Source organism: Metamycoplasma salivarium (assembly GCF_900660445.2).
In the GTDB taxonomy this organism is placed as follows: domain Bacteria; phylum Bacillota_I; class Bacilli_A; order Mycoplasmatales; family Metamycoplasmataceae; genus Metamycoplasma; species Metamycoplasma salivarium.
On record NZ_LR214938.2, the window covers coordinates 164,137 to 181,223 of the forward strand.

Genomic DNA, 17,087 nt, shown 5'->3' on the forward strand with positions numbered 1-17,087 from the left:
GCCATAAAATTATGGTGTTTTAAATTTACATTTTTTCTAAATCTAGCAAGAAGTCAAATAAGCTAATTATTTTTATACCTTTTTCATTAATATGAGAAATTGCATTGTCTTTAACAATAAAAATTTTTTGAAACTCATCCCCTGTTTTAAACAATGGTTTTAATTCTTGCTCATATTTTTCTTCACTATTAACATTCAATACTGCTTGAATATAATATTTTTGATTAAATTTAGTACATACAAAATTATTTCTAAATTTTTATATAAGTATGCATTTTTTGGTCGCTCAAAGGTTCTAAACGTCTAAAAAATGCTAGTTTTCTATAATAATTTCACTATTTTGCTTTGTTAAAAAATGCGTTTTACAATTTGCATTTAAATATTTTTGTGCATAATTTGACATTTTATTAATTGCATTTTTTAAAGCATCAAATTGAGTTTCATCAACACATTCCATAATTAAAAATGCATCTTTAGTATTTTCATCAATCATAGTTCTTTTACCATCTCTTCAATTTAAGCATCTGCAAACTGCGCCTTGACTATCATAATAGCAAACTTCATTTGGCAATGTTGGTGAGTTTTCTTCTTCTCCCAAAGGATAAAATTCATCACCACCATTGGTAATTCCTAAAATTAAATTTCCATTAATTTTTTTAATATCTTCTGCACCACAAGGAAGTCCGAATTCTAGAGAAATTGCATTATATAAATCAACTAAAATGTTAATTGAATTTACTTCATTATCTTTTTCAACTCTTTTTAATAAAGCTTCTATGCTTGACCTAGCACCTTTTTTGGTTTTAAATTTTTGAAAAGTATCACGTCAAACCTTAATTGCAGGATTTTCACTAAAAATTGATGAAAATTCTAAATGTTTATATGCATCTTTATTAGCTTTTTTTAAAATATCTTGTACTTCTTTAGGGCTGTTATTACTATTTTGCATATTTTTAATTAATATAATACCTAACATAGCATTAGGAAATAAATCTCAAAATGATTTATCAACAATAAATTTTTTCATACTAACTCATTTCTATTCAACTAAACTATAATAAAATTATAAATTATGAATATGGTAGATGAAATATTTGACAATAAAAAAGCTAATTTCGATAAATTAACCAAGTTTGCATTTAAAAAACAAAATGACATATACACTTATGAACAAAAATTATCTAACCCAAATTTTTTGTTAAAAATAACTATTGGTAAAGATGATAAAGTAAATGCAAAAATTATTGATATTGCTTTTAATGATGAATATAACTTACACAATGTTCAAAACTTTTATGGTCCTTTCAAAGCCCAAATTAGTAATGAATATCAAAAAATACTAACTGAAATTTCAGAAAAATGCTTTGAAAATATTGGAGATAATAAATTTAACTCTATTCAGACTAAGGAAATTATTGAATATATTAAAAATAAATATCATGATGAGCTTGAATTTTTGTGAGATAAATATCCTAAAAGTGCAATTGCTAGATTTAAAGAAACTAAAGAATGATATTTACTAATTATGAAAATTAAAGCATCTAGTCTTAAATTAAATTTAGATAAAGAAATAGTAATCATTAATTTGCATAACAATGAAGATGAAATATTAAAATTGCTTGATAATAAGCAATATTTTTCAGCATATCATATGAATAAAAAGCATTGATATACCATCATTTTAGATAATGGATTAGAATCTAATGCAATTTTTAAGCAAATAGATGAAAGTTATAAACTAGCTTTATCAAAGTAAGTATAATAGTTAAATTATGATTAATATTATTCTATATCAACCTGAAATTTGCCCTAATACTGCAAACATTATAAGAACATGTTCTGCTGCAAACGCAAAATTACATATTATTAAACCAATTGCATTCGATTTACATCCTCATTGATTAAAAAGAAATGCTGCAGGTCATTTTTTAAGTGAAATTCAACATGAAATTCATGAAACTTATGATGATTTTTATAAAAAATATGGACAAAAAAATATTTATTACATTACAAGATATGGCTTAAAAACTTACTCAGACATTAAATTTAGTAAGGAATTAAAAGAAAATAATGAACTTTGAGTAATGTTTGGCACAGAATCTACAGGAATTCCTAAACAAATTATGCAAACTAATATTAAAAATTGTTTAAGAATTCCAATGGATGCATCATGTCGTAGCTTAAATTTAGCTAATTCTGTATCAATTGTTTTATATGAAATTTTAAGACAAAATAAGTTCAAAACTCTCTCACTTTTCGAAGTACAAAAAGGTAAAGATTTTATTTTGGAAAAATAATTTTAGAAATGTCACAATTTGTTGTGGCATTTTTATTTTGCACAAAAAATACACATTAAATTACCAATATTGAAATTATTTTTGTCTTTTTTATTAACTTCTAGGTTTAATTTTTTTTCGTAATTTTTAAAAAATTTCAATTTTATTATAATAGGTTCATACTTACGAAAAAGTAGAATAGATAAACAAGAAATTAACTGAGAGGTTTTTTAAATGAAACAAAAAAATAAAAAAGCATTATATGCTTTAGCTAGTTTATTAACACTACCTGTAATATTACCGCTTGCTGCTTCTAAGTGCAAGCCAAATACACCAAATAAACCTGACAATCCTGATAAACCAACTCCACCACCAGTGGTTGATGATGTTAAAAAAGAATTAAATGATGTTGCTAAAAACATCACACTTGATGTTGAAAAAAATCATCAAAAGAAGCTTCAAAAATTACTAAAGAAAATATCTTGTTTTCTAATTATGATACACAAAAATATGAAGTATCAATTTTAAATTTATCAATTGGTGATGATCCAACAATTTTAAATGTAACTTATGTTGTTAAAAAGATAGGAACAGACAAAGTTAGTGATCCTGCTGCAAAAACAATAACGGGATTTAAATTACCAAAAGGTCAATATAAACGTCCAAAATCTGATGTTTTAATTAAAAAAGAAGACAAAATTAGATATTTATCAATTGGTGATTCTATTTCAGCTGGATTTACTGGTGAATTAGATCAAGACTATCATGGTGAATTTAAAAATGGTAATGTTTCTGGCATGTCACTTGCAGCTTATTTAGCTTATTATTTAAATAAAATAGATAGTGGTAAAAGACTCGAAAGTTTCAAAAACTTTGCTACTACAAATTCAACCATTTGAGAATGACTGGATTTATTAGATGCTGATTATACTCCAACAGATCCTAAATATAAAAAAGAACATAGTGTTTATCAAGGTACATTTTATAGATTTAGCGATAAAGCTAAATTAAAAGAAGAATTAATTAAAGAAATTCAAAATGCTAACCTAATGACAATGACTTTGGGTGCAAATGATTTTTTAAGAATTGCTTTGCAAGTGTTTGAAAAAGTAGGACTTATTGATGATTTACAAGAAATGTTTCTTAAAGGTCAATTTGATCAACAAAAATTATTAAAATTCTTAGTTTTCTTGCAAGAAGCAAAAAATGAAATTCAAGCAAGAATGGAAGCATTATTAAATAAAATTAAAGAGATTAACCCAAATCTTAATATAAATGTGTTAAATTATCCTGCCCCTTTTTATAGATTACTAAGTTCATTGCTTAGTTCAGCACCTATTCCTAATGAACTTAAATCTTTTGCAAGTCTTGAATTTTTAATGGATCAATTAAGCGATCCGCTTAAAACTGCTGTAAAAAATGTAGGTGATAATACTAACTTTATTGATATGGTTGATAATAGTTTTTGGAACAAAAACCAAAAAGATTTAACCAAAATATTGTTTGACTTGCATCCAACTCCATATGGTTATAAAAAACTTGCACAAGATGTGTTTGTAAGACTTATTTCTCACATAGTAAATAAAGAAGCATTACAAAATTTAGGTTGAACTAAGAAATATACCAATAAAACTAATGATGCTTATAAATGACAAATAGAAACTAACGAAAGTGTTTCAAAAATTTATAAAGACATAATTGGTGAAAATCCACAAGATGCTTACAATAAACTATTTGAAAAAGATGAACTTTATAAGGCTATTGAACCTAAATTAAATGGTAATAATTTGTCAAATAGATTGCAAGGTTTTCCTGAAGGATACATTCAAGAAATCTTTATGTCTATTGTTAATAAAATTTTCCAATCAGACTTTTTAAAGAAAATTGATCCAGATGAAAATATTCCTAATTTCTTCAAAAACCAAAATAAAGCCGCTCTAAAAGCTTTAATTAAATGATTTGTTAAATCAGATTATTTAAAGAAAAACTTAGATAAAGCTCAAGAATTGACACAAAAAGCTGCATCAGATGAAAAAACTGGAAATATTAATTTTGCTGATTTAACAAAAATTTTGAATGAAACATTATTTGACCCTCAAGAATTACTTAAACTTGCAAAAGAAATTTTATCTAGTGACTTTACAAAAGAATTTAAAGATGAATTTACCGATGCGATTACAAGATTTGTTCAAAATGCATTAAAATATGACAAGTTTGATGCGATAATTGGCAAACTTATTGATAAAACTTATGACTCAGTTAAAACATATATTCCTTCAAAAGAACAATACAAAAATTTACTAACTAAAATTATTACTCATGAAAAAATGCCTAAATTCTTTGGGCAAACTTTAAAATCATTATTAACCTCTATTGGTGAAAATTCTTTAGATTCAATTGATTCATTTAATGGATTAATTAAAGCATTTTTTGCAAATCAAACCGAAAATGGAAAAATCGCACAAGAATTCTCTGAATTATTTAACGCATTATTAAAAGATGCTGATATTAACACATTATTTGGAAATATACTAGCAGATTACATATCTACAGCTTATCCAGAAATTATGCAACAAGAACCTCAAATTGAAAAAAATGAACTTAAAAAACTAGTTGGTGCATTCATAAATTCTGGAATTGCAATTAATGATAAATTTAATTTTGACAAAATGCTAGCTAATAGTTTATTAAATGAATTAAAAACTAATGGACTAGATTTCAAATTTGATACATTTGCAAAAACATTAGCTAACAATTTCAAAGATTTTGCTTTGAAAAACTATGAAACTCTATTAATTGAAAGTTTAAAAATTGTTTCTTCAAGCAACGAACTTAAAGACCCTCAAATTCAAAAAACTTTCAAAAAATTATTTGTCAATGTTTATAAATACTTAGATAAGCAATTTGGCTTTAAACAAAAATTATTAGAACTTATTAAGAGCCAATTACCTGCATTAATTTCTGAAAATGATTTTAATGAAATATTCGATAGTTTTGTAAGTGATGATAATTTAGAAAAATTAGCTAATTTTATACTTAATATAACTTCAAATAATGACTTTGATTGAACCAAAATTAAAAGCTTAAAAGACTTATCAAATGCAATCTTCTCATCTAATAAAACAAATCCAGTTAAGTTTATTAAAGATATTTTGTCATCTTCAAAAGATAATGAAAAATTTATAAATGTTGTTTATAAACTAATAAATTCAACTTCAATTTTTGAAGGTATTGATGAAGATAATGCTAAAAAAATTGTTAAGGCAATTTTATCTACTACTCTTAAAATTGATGATGAACTTGCAATCAGCAATGATTTTGCAAAATTTGTTGTTGAGAAATTACTGCTATGAAATCCAAATGAAAAGCTTGATTTTAAAGCAATATTATTAGAATTTGCAAACAACCTAAAATCTCAAATAAAAGACAAAGAAACATTAATTAAAATAGTTAAAGTTCTTCTTTCTGACATTGATTTAGAAGAAGCTATTTTAGAAAAATTGTTTGACAATCTTTACAAATTAATTAAATCAAAACTTAATCTAGCAGATTATGCTTGGAATTTTGTAGGTTCAAAATTATCTTCATATATTAGTGAAAATGAATTTAAAACATTAACAACTACTTTATTAAATAATAAATCAGCACAAGAATTATTAAGAAACACAATTGTTAAGACTTTCTTGTCAATGAAAAAACAAGATTTAAGCAATCTAAAAACATTTAGTGATTTATTGAAAATTGCTTTAAATAAAGATGGTTATTTATATAAAGAATTACCTAATGTTTTAAAGAAAATCTTTACAGAAAAATTAACATCACAAACTGCTAAAACTCTCATAGCCAAATTTGCTAAGAGAATTCTTTCTTCAAAAGCACCTCAATATCAAGATAAAGTAACAGAAGAAAGAATTGAAAAACTACTTGCATTAGTTGCAGAATATTTTGTTAAATCTGACGAAGAATTAAAATACTTTGTCCCAACTATTCAATGGATTTTTAGATACATAGCTGACAAAAATGAAAATTTTGATGTAAAACAATTCTCAATTGATTTAAGAGATCAAATAAAAGCTAAATTGTTAGAAAGAATTAAAGGTAAAGAAGAATATTTTGGTAAAGAATTTGCAACCTTGTTTACTGAAATTAATAATAAACACCACTTTTCTAATTTGATTTGATTATCAATTGGTTCAAAATTATCTTCATATATTAGTGAAAATGAATTTAAAACATTAACCAACAATTTAGTAACACTTCCTGAAACAAAACAATTCTTAGAAAAATTTATGACAATGGTTCTAAAATCAGCAAATGCTGAAATGTTGTCAAGTTTAACATTAGTTGATAATGTTATTAAGCAATTCTTTAAACCAAATGCTGAAATTACTAAGAATTTTGCTAAAGAATTTACTATATATCTAACAAGTGTTTTAAAAAATGAAACAATTAGAGCTTCATTTGCAACAATTGTTAAAAATTACTTGCATAAAAATTACCCAGATTATCTAAATAATTTTGATGACAATAAGATTAATGAACTTATAAAAGTTGCTTTATCTGCATTTGTGAACATTGAATCTAACACTCACATTTTAGAAAATGATCTTAATCTAGCTATTAAAGAATTAGCAGATAAAGGTACAAAAATAGATGTAAAAGTATTAATTAACAAGATAAAATCTAATATTTTAGATAACAAATTTGCTCTATTTAAAGCAATTATGAAAACTGATGATGTAAAAACAGCTAAGGAACTATTTAAATCATTGTTAACACATGGTTATGGTTTATTTAAAGATAAGTTTAATTTAAAAGAAGTTATATCAAATGCACTTTCTGCATTTATAGACGTAGAAAAAGTTTCAAAAATACTTGATGAACTTTTAAATAATGATGTTATTGAAGAAATTTATAACACTATTTTTGACACTATGTTTAATAACTTGCAAGTTTTTGAAAAAGCAAATAATTTCACCGAATATGTTACAGAATTATTTAAAAATGATGGAACTAAATTATCAACATTAATTGAAAAAACTCTAACTTCAATCTTAAACAAACAAAATATTAAAGAAGCATTGTTTACATTGTTTAACGAATATAAATTAATAGATGAATTTACTGAAAATGACGAAAATGATTTAATTAGCTTTATTCCTAAATTAATCAAGACATTAGATGATAAATTCAAATTAACTGAAAATGCTATCTTAAAATTAACGACATTTATTGACAATAATGAATTTGGAAAAATTAAAACTAATTTATTCGGTGAAATACTAGCTAATATTAAAGAACAAATTAACACACCTAACAAGCAATTTAAATTGTTTGCATGAATTTTAAAAGATAATACATTTGCAAATAAAAAAGATTTAATTGGCAAGTTAATAGCAAATATTTATTCATTTGGAATAGAAAAATTCTTACCTAATTTAGAAGATATATACACTCAACTTCCAAATTCTGTCCAAGAATTTATTACTAAAGAACAATTTGATTCATTACTCTCATCAATAATTAAATCTTCATATACTAAACAATTTATCAAAGACGTTGTTGATATTATGTTTAGTAAAAACTTTGATTTTGACAATGTTGAAACATACATATCATTTGCTAAAAAAATATTAGTTGAAATCAAAGATGACATTAAACCTAAATTTATTGCATATGCAAATAATATTTTAGGTACGCCTACAGTTCAAAATGATTTAGTTGCAATTATCAAAAATGTTGCAAAAAGTATGTCAGATATTGTTTTTGATGACAAACATGATGAATTCTTTAAAAAATTATTAGCTCATGCATTTACTATCTTTGATGATGTAAAACTATATGACACATTTTCAAATGCTATTATCAATAACCTTGATGACCCTGCTAAATTTGTAGAAACTATTAAAAATACAATTATTAATTTGCCATTCACAGATCCTAAATGATTGATTTCAATTCTAACTCAAACTACAATTAAAGAATCTAAAGCTGATGTTATTAAACTAATTGAAGACATCTTTGGTCAATATATTAACGATGAAACAAAAATTGAAAAATTATTAACCAAATTAAATCTAGTTAATGTAATTAATAAAGATTCAAATACTCAAGATATTACTAAACAATTTATTATTTCAGTCCTTAAAAATGCTAAAACTAAAGAGCTAATTAGTAAAGTTATTGAAACAATTTTCGATAATGCTGAAACTCTTAAAGATTCAGAAAGATGAGTTGATGTTATTCAAAAACTTGCTAATTCAACAAGCATTAATGATTTAAAAACATTAATTAAAGAATTTATTGAATCAGTAATTACAAGCAATGATCTATTTTCAAAGCAAATTGATATTACATTGAACCAAATGTTTTTAGCAAAACCTGAACTTTACAGAACAAATATTGTTGAAAAAAACAAAAATAATACAGTTGCTAAATTTATGGATAGTTTCTTAAAATCAATAGTGAAAGAAAAAACATTGTTTGAGCAAATTTACAATAATGTATTTGAGCAACTAAAACATCTACCAACAAACACTGATAATCAAATTATGCAACTTATATACACTATTATTAAAGGCGCTTCAAAAATAGTTGCAACAAGTGACTTTAACCCTTCAAACAATGAAATTAATATTGATTTAGTTAAAGCGGTTGCATTGGGAAATAACATATACAATATTATGAAAAATGTTGATCCAACTAGTTATGTAAACTTTATTAACTATATGTTTGAAGTAACTAAATTTAGTTTAGACGGTGGATTATATAGCTTCCTATTTACTGGCACACTTAAAGATAGTGCTTCGAAACATTTAGGCAAAATGAAACTAAAATCTAGATCAGCAAGAGCATTGCAACAACTAGCAAGCACTAAAGAAGAAAAGAAATATGAACCAGTGCAAAAACCAAAAATATCTATTAAATACAATATGGATATTTCAACGATTGTTTCACTTTTAAATAATATTTCTCCTTTACTTCAATCTACATTAATACCTGCAGTAAAATCTTACATTACCGATATTTCTAATAAAAAATATGAAAATATTAAAGATGTTAAAAAATTAGATAGTTATAAAGCAATTACAAGAATATACACTTCTCTCTTATTGCTTGCATATCCGCAAACTTATAATAAAGAGTTTGAAAAAACCATTGTATTCTTTAAAGTTAAAGTCAATCTATTTTGGCAAACAGGAACATTTAAAGGTCTTGCTACAGAAGGATTTACATCAACAGCTGTTTACAATATTATTAGAGATTTATTATTTGCAGATACGGAATTAAAAAACAAAATTACAACATTATATAATACCAATGAAAGTGCTAACATAGTAGGATTAAATAGATTTGGACAATATGATGAACATTTCTTTGCCGGAACCCATAAAGATTCAAGATCTGAAGACTTTAAGCAATGAAAGAAACATTCAGACGATTCAATTCTTGCATTTATTTGAAACCACGATAAAAAAGACACTGAATATCATAATGAAGAAAATATTGTATTAATTGCAAAAGCCTTACAATATGGTTATCTATATAAAGATATGGATAAAGACAACGAATAATCAAAAGTGTAAAAAATCTAAGTCCAAACTTAGGTTTTTTATTTTATAAATTTGAAGTTAGGTATCATTTTAATAGGTACTAATTTTTTAAGGAGTAAAAAAATGATTAAATTAGGTAGTCATGTTGCTTTTAAAAAGCCAGATTATTTAGTAGGTTCTATTAAAGAAAGTTTAGCAAATAATGCAAACTGTGCAATGATATATTTAGGTGCTCCCCAAACTGCTGCAAGAGTCAATGTTGATCAATATATGTTAGATGAATATTTTGCAGAATATGCCGGAAAAATTGCACCAAAAGATATTGTGATTCATGCACCTTATATTATTAATATGGCAAGTAAAACTAAATCAGAATTTGCAAGAAATTTCTTAATTTCTGAAATTAATAGAGCCAATCAAATTGGAAGTCAATATATTGTTTTACATCCAGGCTCTGCAACAGATTTAGATAAAAACGAAGCGTTAGACCAATTGATTGAAAATTTAAAATTTGTTTTAAATAGAACAGAAAATTTGATAATTTGTATAGAAACAATGGCTGGAAAAGGCAATGAAATATGTACTAATTTTGAAGACATTATGTATGTAATAAATAATGTTAATTCAAAAAGAATTGCAATATGTTTAGACACATGTCATGTTTGAGATGCAGGTTATAACATTAAAGATTATGATGATTTTAAAAATATATTAATTGAACAAAATGCTTTAAAGCATATAAAAGTTATTCATTTAAATGATTCTGCTAATGCAATGGGTTCTCACAAAGATAGACATGCAAATATTGGAAATGGTTTTATTGGTCTTGAAGTTTTAAAAAAATTCGTTTGAGATAGAGATTTTGATGATCTTCCAATTATTTTAGAAACTCCTTATATTAACAATGTTTTTAGTCCTTATAAAGACGAAATCGCTTTATTGCTTGATAAATAACTTTTAATCTACAAATAAAAAGCTAGTGCATTATAAAACGCTAGCTTTTAAATTATTCAATTTATCAAATTATGTTATTTGTAATCTTCTGGACGGCTTAATACTCTACATCCATCTTTTGTTACTAAAATTGTATCTTCAATTCTAGCACCACCAACATTTTCAACATAAATTCCAGGTTCAACTGTAATAATCATACCTTCTTCTAAGGTTGTAGGAATCGATGAATTTACATAAGGAAGTTCATGAATATCAATTCCAACTCCATGTCCTGTTGAGTGTGTAAAGAATTTACCATAGCCCGCTTTTTCAATATAATCACGGCAAGTTTTATCAACATCAACTGTAGTTACACCAGGTTTAACCATTTCACGACCTAAACGTTGTGCTTCAATAACTGTATCTAAAATTTTTACTAAATCAGGATTTTTAGGTTTGCCAAAGAAAAATGTTCTTGTAATATCTGAAACTCAACCAGCAAATTGTGCACCAAAGTCTATTTTAACAATATCGCCTTCGGTAAGTTTTTTATTTGTTGGGTGATGGTGAGGTTCAGCGGCATTTGCGCCAAAAGCAACAATTGAATCAAATCCTTCTTTTTCTGCTCCAAATACTTTCATTAAATAACCTAATTTATTTGATACTTCAAGTTCAGTAATACCAACTCTTAAGATTTTTTTAACTTCTTCTAAAGCTTGAAGAGAAATTTCACAAGCTTCTTTTACTTTTTGTCATTCTTCTTCATCTTTTTTAATTCTGAATTTTTGAGCTCTAGCATAAACAAATTCAGCTTTAGGTAGCATTTGTTTAAATGCTTCAAAAGTTTCTAATTTTAAATAATCTTCCTCAACAATAACTTTCTTGTAATTTTTCTTTTCTAAAAATTTTGATAAAGTACCTTTTTCTAATAAAATAACTTCAACATTTTTAGCATTTTTTGTACAATACTCAATGTAACGTCCATCAACAAATAAATATGCTTTATTAGGTTCAATAACTAAATATCCATCAGTTGTTTGAACACCTGCAAATCAAAGTCTAGTTTGTGGTGCTTCTGAGATATAAGCATCAGCTTTAGATTCTTTGAAATATTTTACTAATTCATCTTTTAACATTTTTAACTCCTTAAAATATTATTTTTCCTATATATAAAAATAAAGAAAGAAATTTTCTATTTCTTTTCTTTATGTGTTGTATGTGCATTACATTTTGCACAATATTTTGTAACTTCCATTTTGTCAGGATGCAATTTTTTATTTTTCTTAGTAATGTAATTTTCCATTTTACATTTTTCGCATCTTAAGGTAAGTCCTTCTCTTGGCATATTAATACCCTCCCTAAAATTAATATTAGAAATTTCTTTTAATTTTATAACATTTTACTCAAAAATTTCAGTTTTTGAGAAGTCAATTTGAATATTTGGATCTGTTTTTTCAGCCTCTACTGTAACAGTATTTGTTTTATCTTCATTTGATTTATCTTCATTATTATTTTCATTTCCATTTGAAGCTAAATTTTTATCATTATCATCTTTATTATCATTTGATTTATTGTCTTTTTTATCTTGATTAACATCCATTTCAAATGTATTGTTTTCACGAATATCTTTTTTAATGCCTTTCAAGTATTTAAACATATAAATAATTCCAGAAGTTCATGAAAATACTAATCCAATTAATAATGGTATGTTTACATAGAATAACAATATTGTATTTTCTGTTCCATCATCTTTTTTAGCATCAGTAAGTCAAGGGCCTGCAAATGCTAAAGCAATAATTGCTAAAGAAATTAAGATTGTTTTAATTTTTCCTCAAATATTAGCTTGAACCTTTATGTTTCTTTTAATAGCATAAATTCTTGTGCCATCAACTAAAATATCACGCACGATAAATAAAATAATAACTGGCAAATATGTCATTCTTGTAATTGCTAAAAAGATTAACATTAATGTTGTAGCTACTTTGTCAGCGATTGGATCAAAGATTTTTCCAAATGCAGTAATTGTTTTTGTTTTTCTAGCATAATAACCATCAACAAAATCAGTTATCATAGCAACTATAAAAATAATTACATTTAGTCAATATAAAATCGAATATGGTAATTTATGTCCTTTACCTTCTAAAGTAATACCATTGTAATAAAAAGTTGTTCCAGTAAGCCCCAAAGCAAATAATGTAGACATAATTGCAATAAATGGAATCATAAGCAAAAGTCTAGTAACAGTTAATCAATTAGCAATTCCAAATTTTTCTGTATAAACAGGTTTTTTGTCTTTCAATTTAATCTTGTTGTTTTTCATAATATTGTCTCCTAATTGATTGTTCTACTAAATTTAAATATTCAGTTTTGTGTTCACTTTCAGGAATTAATTTATATTCATCTTTGAAAAATTGAACTGTTTCTGGAATATTTGATTCTCATAAATTGCAATTATAGCTAGCAATTTTTGTAGCATGTTCTAAAAAGTTTTCATAAACTTTATTATCTGCAAATGATTTAGCAAAATCTTCTCTTTTTAGCAATTTTGCGGTTAATTTATTTGCTCCATTTTTTATATCTTTCATTTTAGTAGAGCCTATTGAAGGAACAAAATTTTTTAATTCATTTTCTGCATATTCAATGATTTTATAAAATGACATAACATAGTCATAATAAACTTTTTTGGTTTCTTCTTCTTTTTTTCTTAAGACTTTTAGTTCTTTTTTCTTTAGCAACTTTTTCTTCATAATTTTTCAAACGATGTAAAAAACCACAAATGCCAACAAAAGCCCTAAAATGACATAAATAGCAATACTTGCTGTACTATTTGACTTAGCTTGTGCTCCCATATTCTTATCCTATTTCATTTTTAGTTAAATTATTTTTGCTTTCAATAACACAAAATTATTAAAAATAATTTATATATTATAAACTAATTATCATTAATAATTATGATACTTTCAAAAGGTTCTAAATATTTAGGCAAAGATGCATAAATTTTGCTTACATAACTACTTGTAATTAATTTGTAGTTTCCATATTGTGGAAACAACCTTTTAGGTTTATTAGTTAAGTTATAAATAAATTTTAATGTTTGCTTATTGTATTTACGTTTGATAAATAAAATATCATTAATTTTTTTAACTGAAATTGAAGATTTATCAAGTGAATCTAAATAAGTTTTATCCTTAATAAAATTTGTTAAAAAAATGTAAAAGTTTAAGCAACTATTTGGATCATTTTGTTCAGTTTTAACATTGTTTGTATAGTAATTTAAAGCTGGTGAAAATTTTCACATATTATAATCACTGAAGCCACAAAAATCTGTATTGTTTCAGCTCATAATAACTTCCATATTTTCTTTTGATTGGTATTTTTTAGCTTCAAAATAAGCTTCTTTAGTTATTTTTTTGCTTTCATAATATCTTTTTTCTTCATTTTTTGCAAAATTGTTATTAAGTTCAATTCATTTTGCTCGATTTTGTCCAAGCTCAAATCCTGAATATAAACCAATCGAATTTTTTCCACTAAATAATGTTAGTAAAAATGAATTTGCAGCTTCATTCATATAAGCTTTTTCATCACCCCACATTGAATTTATCTTGCCTGATGCATCAGATTCTAGGCACATAATAATTCTTTTATCATGCATTGCGAATTTATATTCATTTAAAAATTTACTTAAATTTAAAGGCGTTTTTTTAGTATATGGTAATTCTATGTTGATGTTAATTAAAGAAAAAAGGTTTAAATATAAATAATCTGTATATTTAGTGTCATAACTTAAAATATTTTTAAAAAGTTGTTTATTAAAAGATTTAGGTTGCAAAATCATTATTGCATTGGTATTAATTCTTTTTAAAGTTTTATATAAATCTTCTAATTTTTCAAGGTTAGAATGTTTGGTAAATTCATCATATTTTAGTAAAATTTCAAAGTTTTTAAAAGTGAAACATCTAATTCCACATTCATTATAAAAATTAACAACTTTATCTAAATACAAAATGAAATTTGCTAAATCAACAATGTTGTTGTTTGGATCTATATTATTAATTAAGTATTTGCTTTGCAAACTATTTCATTCTATTTCTTTAGTAGTACTAAAAGAATCAGAATATAGTTCCATCATATTTTTTCAGTTTAAAAATAATTGTTTAATATCTTTTAAATCAATAATTGGACTTAACATAATGTTAGACTTTTGCATAGTTTGAACAATATTAATAAAATCTTGTAATGAACCATATTTGTTATTCACTTCATTAACATTAGTTACGTTTTGATATTGTTTTAAAACATCATCAATAAAAACAACATTAACGTTTAATGATTTTAAATAGTTTATTTTTTGTAAAAGTCCATTAAAATCACCAATACCATCACTATTGCTATCTTTAAATGTCTCTAATTTAAGTTCATAACTAATAATTTTTTTTAAATGATCCATATATACCTCTTTTTTATTGAAATAAATTTAACATAAAAGTTTCAATTCCAATGATTTCATCAACATATCCTAGCTTAATATCTTTATCTAATTTTGCTAATTTAATAGTTAATTTTTTTATTTTACTATAACCTATTTTTTCTAAAAAACTTCTTGTCAGTTTTAGTTTATATTCATTCATATTCAAAATCTTATTAATCTCAGCATCACTGCTATATTTATTTTTCAAAAAATATAACCATTGGGCATCATACAAAATGTTTGTCATTTGGCTTATGATTTGACTTGCACTAATTCCATAATTTAATTGTTCCTGTAACTTAGCAATAATTTCGCTAATGCTTGAATAGTCAATAAAAGCATTTGAAAACGCAAAGTCAATATTAGAACCAATATTTAATGTGTTATTTTGAATCATTTGAATAGTAATGTTCTTATTTAACAACATTAGTCTATCAATTTCATTATTAATAATTTGTAAGTCATTTGGTAAAGATAAAAGCAAAGTTGTTACTGTTCAAACATCAGTTTTTCCACCTTTTTGTTCAATCATTTTCGCAACAAATTGTGTTAATGCCCGGTCAGAAAGTTTTTTACAATCTATAACAACTGCATTATTTAATAAAAAATTAAAAACTTTTGAAGGTGTGAATGTTTTATCATATTTTGCAATATATTGAGTAAACACTATTTCAATATCATCATTTTTAGTTTCTAAAATATGAATAATTTCGTCTAATAAAGTAGGTTTAATCTTACTTTTTGCATTTAAAAAGTCAATATTTTGTAACACAATTATTTTTTTAGGACTAAAAATATCAACATCAAAAATTTCGCTCACAAATTTTTCAATGTCAATATCTATGCTGTAATTTATAACCCTAATTTCATGATTATTTTGCAGAGCAAAATTTTGCACAATTTCTCTGGTTTTTTGCTCGATAAAATAATTTTCATCACCTTTTATTAGATACATAAACTATATTATATATAATTAATTTTAGATTTAAGATTATGTTTTTATCCAAAGGGTTTAACAATGATTAATTGATATCCAGGCCATATGGCAAAAGCATTAAGGGAAATAAAAGAAAAGCAAAAACTTTTCGATCTTTTTATTATTATGCTTGATGCCCGTATCCCATTAAGCAGTTTTAATCCCGAAATTTTCAAGATTATTAATCAAAAGTCTATTTTATTCGTTGCAACAAAACTAGATAAAACTAACCAAGAAAAATCATTAAAATTGCTTAAATCATATGAAAAATATGGCAAAGTTATTCCATGTGATTTGAAAGCTAAAAATGCTTATCAAAAATTAAATAGTGCAATTAATTTTTATTATGAAAAACTTAAAGAAAAAAATTTAGCAAAAAATAAATTAACTCCTGCTTTAAAATGCATTGTTCTAGGCATTCCTAATGTTGGAAAAAGTACTTTAATTAATTTGCTCGCAAAAACAAGAAGTACTAAAGTTGGCAATATGCCTGGAGTTACTAAACATGAGCAATGAATTAATTGTAAAAATTATTTACTTTTAGATACTCCTGGAATTTTGATGCCTAAAATTGATAGTGACATAACTGGTGCTAAATTAGCAATAACTAATGCCATTAGAATTGAATCTTTAAATTTATATGAAGTAATTGTTGAAATGTATAAATTAATTTCTAATCAGGCACCTTATGTTTTACAAAAAATTAATTTATTGCCTGCATTTGATGAAGAAAATGTTTTTATTCAAATTAATCAATATGCAATTGCTAACAATATTGTGAAACAAAAAGGTGAAATTGACCTTAACAAGGCAATTAATTTACTAATTAAATTTTTTCAAAATTTGGATAATATAATTTATGATTAACTAATACTAATAGG

At 24.6% G+C, this 17,087-nt stretch carries 14 protein-coding genes; 6 read left to right on the top strand and 8 right to left on the bottom strand.

Annotated elements, in window-relative coordinates; all coding sequences use genetic code 4:
* Window positions 1-25: 25 nt before the first annotated feature.
* Both EXC60_RS00830 and EXC60_RS06070 read right to left on the bottom strand, forming a co-directional pair.
* Window positions 26-199, bottom strand: coding sequence for a hypothetical protein (locus EXC60_RS00830; protein WP_156909647.1), 174 nt, complete (start codon window positions 197-199; stop codon window positions 26-28).
* 114 nt (window positions 200-313) lie between these two features.
* Window positions 314-1,027, bottom strand: a complete 714-nt coding sequence (locus EXC60_RS06070; RefSeq protein WP_024544070.1) for a B3/B4 domain-containing protein — start codon at window positions 1,025-1,027, stop codon at window positions 314-316.
* A 45-nt stretch (window positions 1,028-1,072) separates the two neighbouring features.
* Here EXC60_RS06070 and EXC60_RS06075 point away from each other — a divergent pair, with 45 nt between their 5' ends.
* The 5 genes from EXC60_RS06075 (at window position 1,073) to EXC60_RS00860 (ending at window position 10,783) form a co-directional block, all read left to right on the top strand.
* On the top strand, window positions 1,073-1,756 hold the full coding sequence (locus EXC60_RS06075; RefSeq protein ID WP_024544071.1) for an MmcQ/YjbR family DNA-binding protein: 684 nt from the start codon (window positions 1,073-1,075) through the stop codon (window positions 1,754-1,756).
* A gap of 16 nt (window positions 1,757-1,772) precedes the next feature.
* Window positions 1,773-2,297 carry a tRNA (cytidine(34)-2'-O)-methyltransferase gene (locus EXC60_RS06080; RefSeq protein ID WP_029670582.1) on the top strand — a complete coding sequence of 175 codons (525 nt, stop codon included), beginning with the start codon at window positions 1,773-1,775 and terminating at the stop codon, window positions 2,295-2,297.
* A 213-nt stretch (window positions 2,298-2,510) separates the two neighbouring features.
* On the top strand, window positions 2,511-2,804 hold the full coding sequence (locus EXC60_RS00850) for a hypothetical protein (protein ID WP_024544072.1): 294 nt from the start codon (window positions 2,511-2,513) through the stop codon (window positions 2,802-2,804).
* Complete coding sequence (locus tag EXC60_RS00855) at window positions 2,759-9,850, top strand: SGNH/GDSL hydrolase family protein (RefSeq protein ID WP_024544073.1); 7,092 nt, start codon at window positions 2,759-2,761, stop codon at window positions 9,848-9,850. The genes EXC60_RS00850 and EXC60_RS00855 overlap by 46 nt, the downstream gene beginning before the upstream one ends.
* 102 nt (window positions 9,851-9,952) lie before the next feature.
* Entirely contained in the window at window positions 9,953-10,783 is an 831-nt protein-coding gene (locus tag EXC60_RS00860; protein WP_024544074.1) for a deoxyribonuclease IV, read from the top strand.
* Between the two features lie 74 nt (window positions 10,784-10,857).
* On the opposite strand, the gene EXC60_RS00865 is transcribed toward EXC60_RS00860, so the two are convergent.
* From EXC60_RS00865 to holA, 6 genes are all read right to left on the bottom strand, one after another.
* The gene (locus EXC60_RS00865) at window positions 10,858-11,898 is read right to left on the bottom strand and encodes an aminopeptidase P family protein (RefSeq protein WP_024544075.1); all 1,041 of its coding nucleotides are present in this window, start codon (window positions 11,896-11,898) and stop codon (window positions 10,858-10,860) included.
* Between the two features lie 56 nt (window positions 11,899-11,954).
* Window positions 11,955-12,107: a 50S ribosomal protein L33 gene (gene rpmG / locus EXC60_RS00870; protein ID WP_024544076.1), complete on the bottom strand. Its 153-nt coding sequence runs from the start codon at window positions 12,105-12,107 to the stop codon at window positions 11,955-11,957.
* A 54-nt stretch (window positions 12,108-12,161) separates the two neighbouring features.
* Entirely contained in the window at window positions 12,162-13,082 is a 921-nt protein-coding gene (pgsA, locus tag EXC60_RS06085) for a CDP-diacylglycerol--glycerol-3-phosphate 3-phosphatidyltransferase (RefSeq protein WP_024544077.1), read from the bottom strand.
* A complete protein-coding gene (locus EXC60_RS06090; RefSeq protein WP_024544078.1) occupies window positions 13,063-13,611 on the bottom strand; it encodes an MHJ_0274 family protein in 549 nt (182 codons plus the stop codon). The genes pgsA and EXC60_RS06090 overlap by 20 nt, the downstream gene beginning before the upstream one ends.
* A gap of 83 nt (window positions 13,612-13,694) precedes the next feature.
* Window positions 13,695-15,209 (bottom strand): alpha-amylase family glycosyl hydrolase, encoded by a 1,515-nt coding sequence (locus tag EXC60_RS00885; RefSeq protein ID WP_024544079.1) that lies wholly within the window; start codon window positions 15,207-15,209, stop codon window positions 13,695-13,697.
* Window positions 15,210-15,222: 13 nt separating this feature from the next.
* Window positions 15,223-16,185 (bottom strand): DNA polymerase III subunit delta, encoded by a 963-nt coding sequence (gene holA / locus EXC60_RS06095; RefSeq protein WP_024544080.1) that lies wholly within the window; start codon window positions 16,183-16,185, stop codon window positions 15,223-15,225.
* Between the two features lie 63 nt (window positions 16,186-16,248).
* Between holA and ylqF the strand changes: the two genes are divergently transcribed.
* Window positions 16,249-17,073 carry a ribosome biogenesis GTPase YlqF gene (gene ylqF / locus EXC60_RS06100; protein ID WP_029670583.1) on the top strand — a complete coding sequence of 275 codons (825 nt, stop codon included), beginning with the start codon at window positions 16,249-16,251 and terminating at the stop codon, window positions 17,071-17,073.
* The last annotated feature ends 14 nt before the right edge of the window (window positions 17,074-17,087 follow it).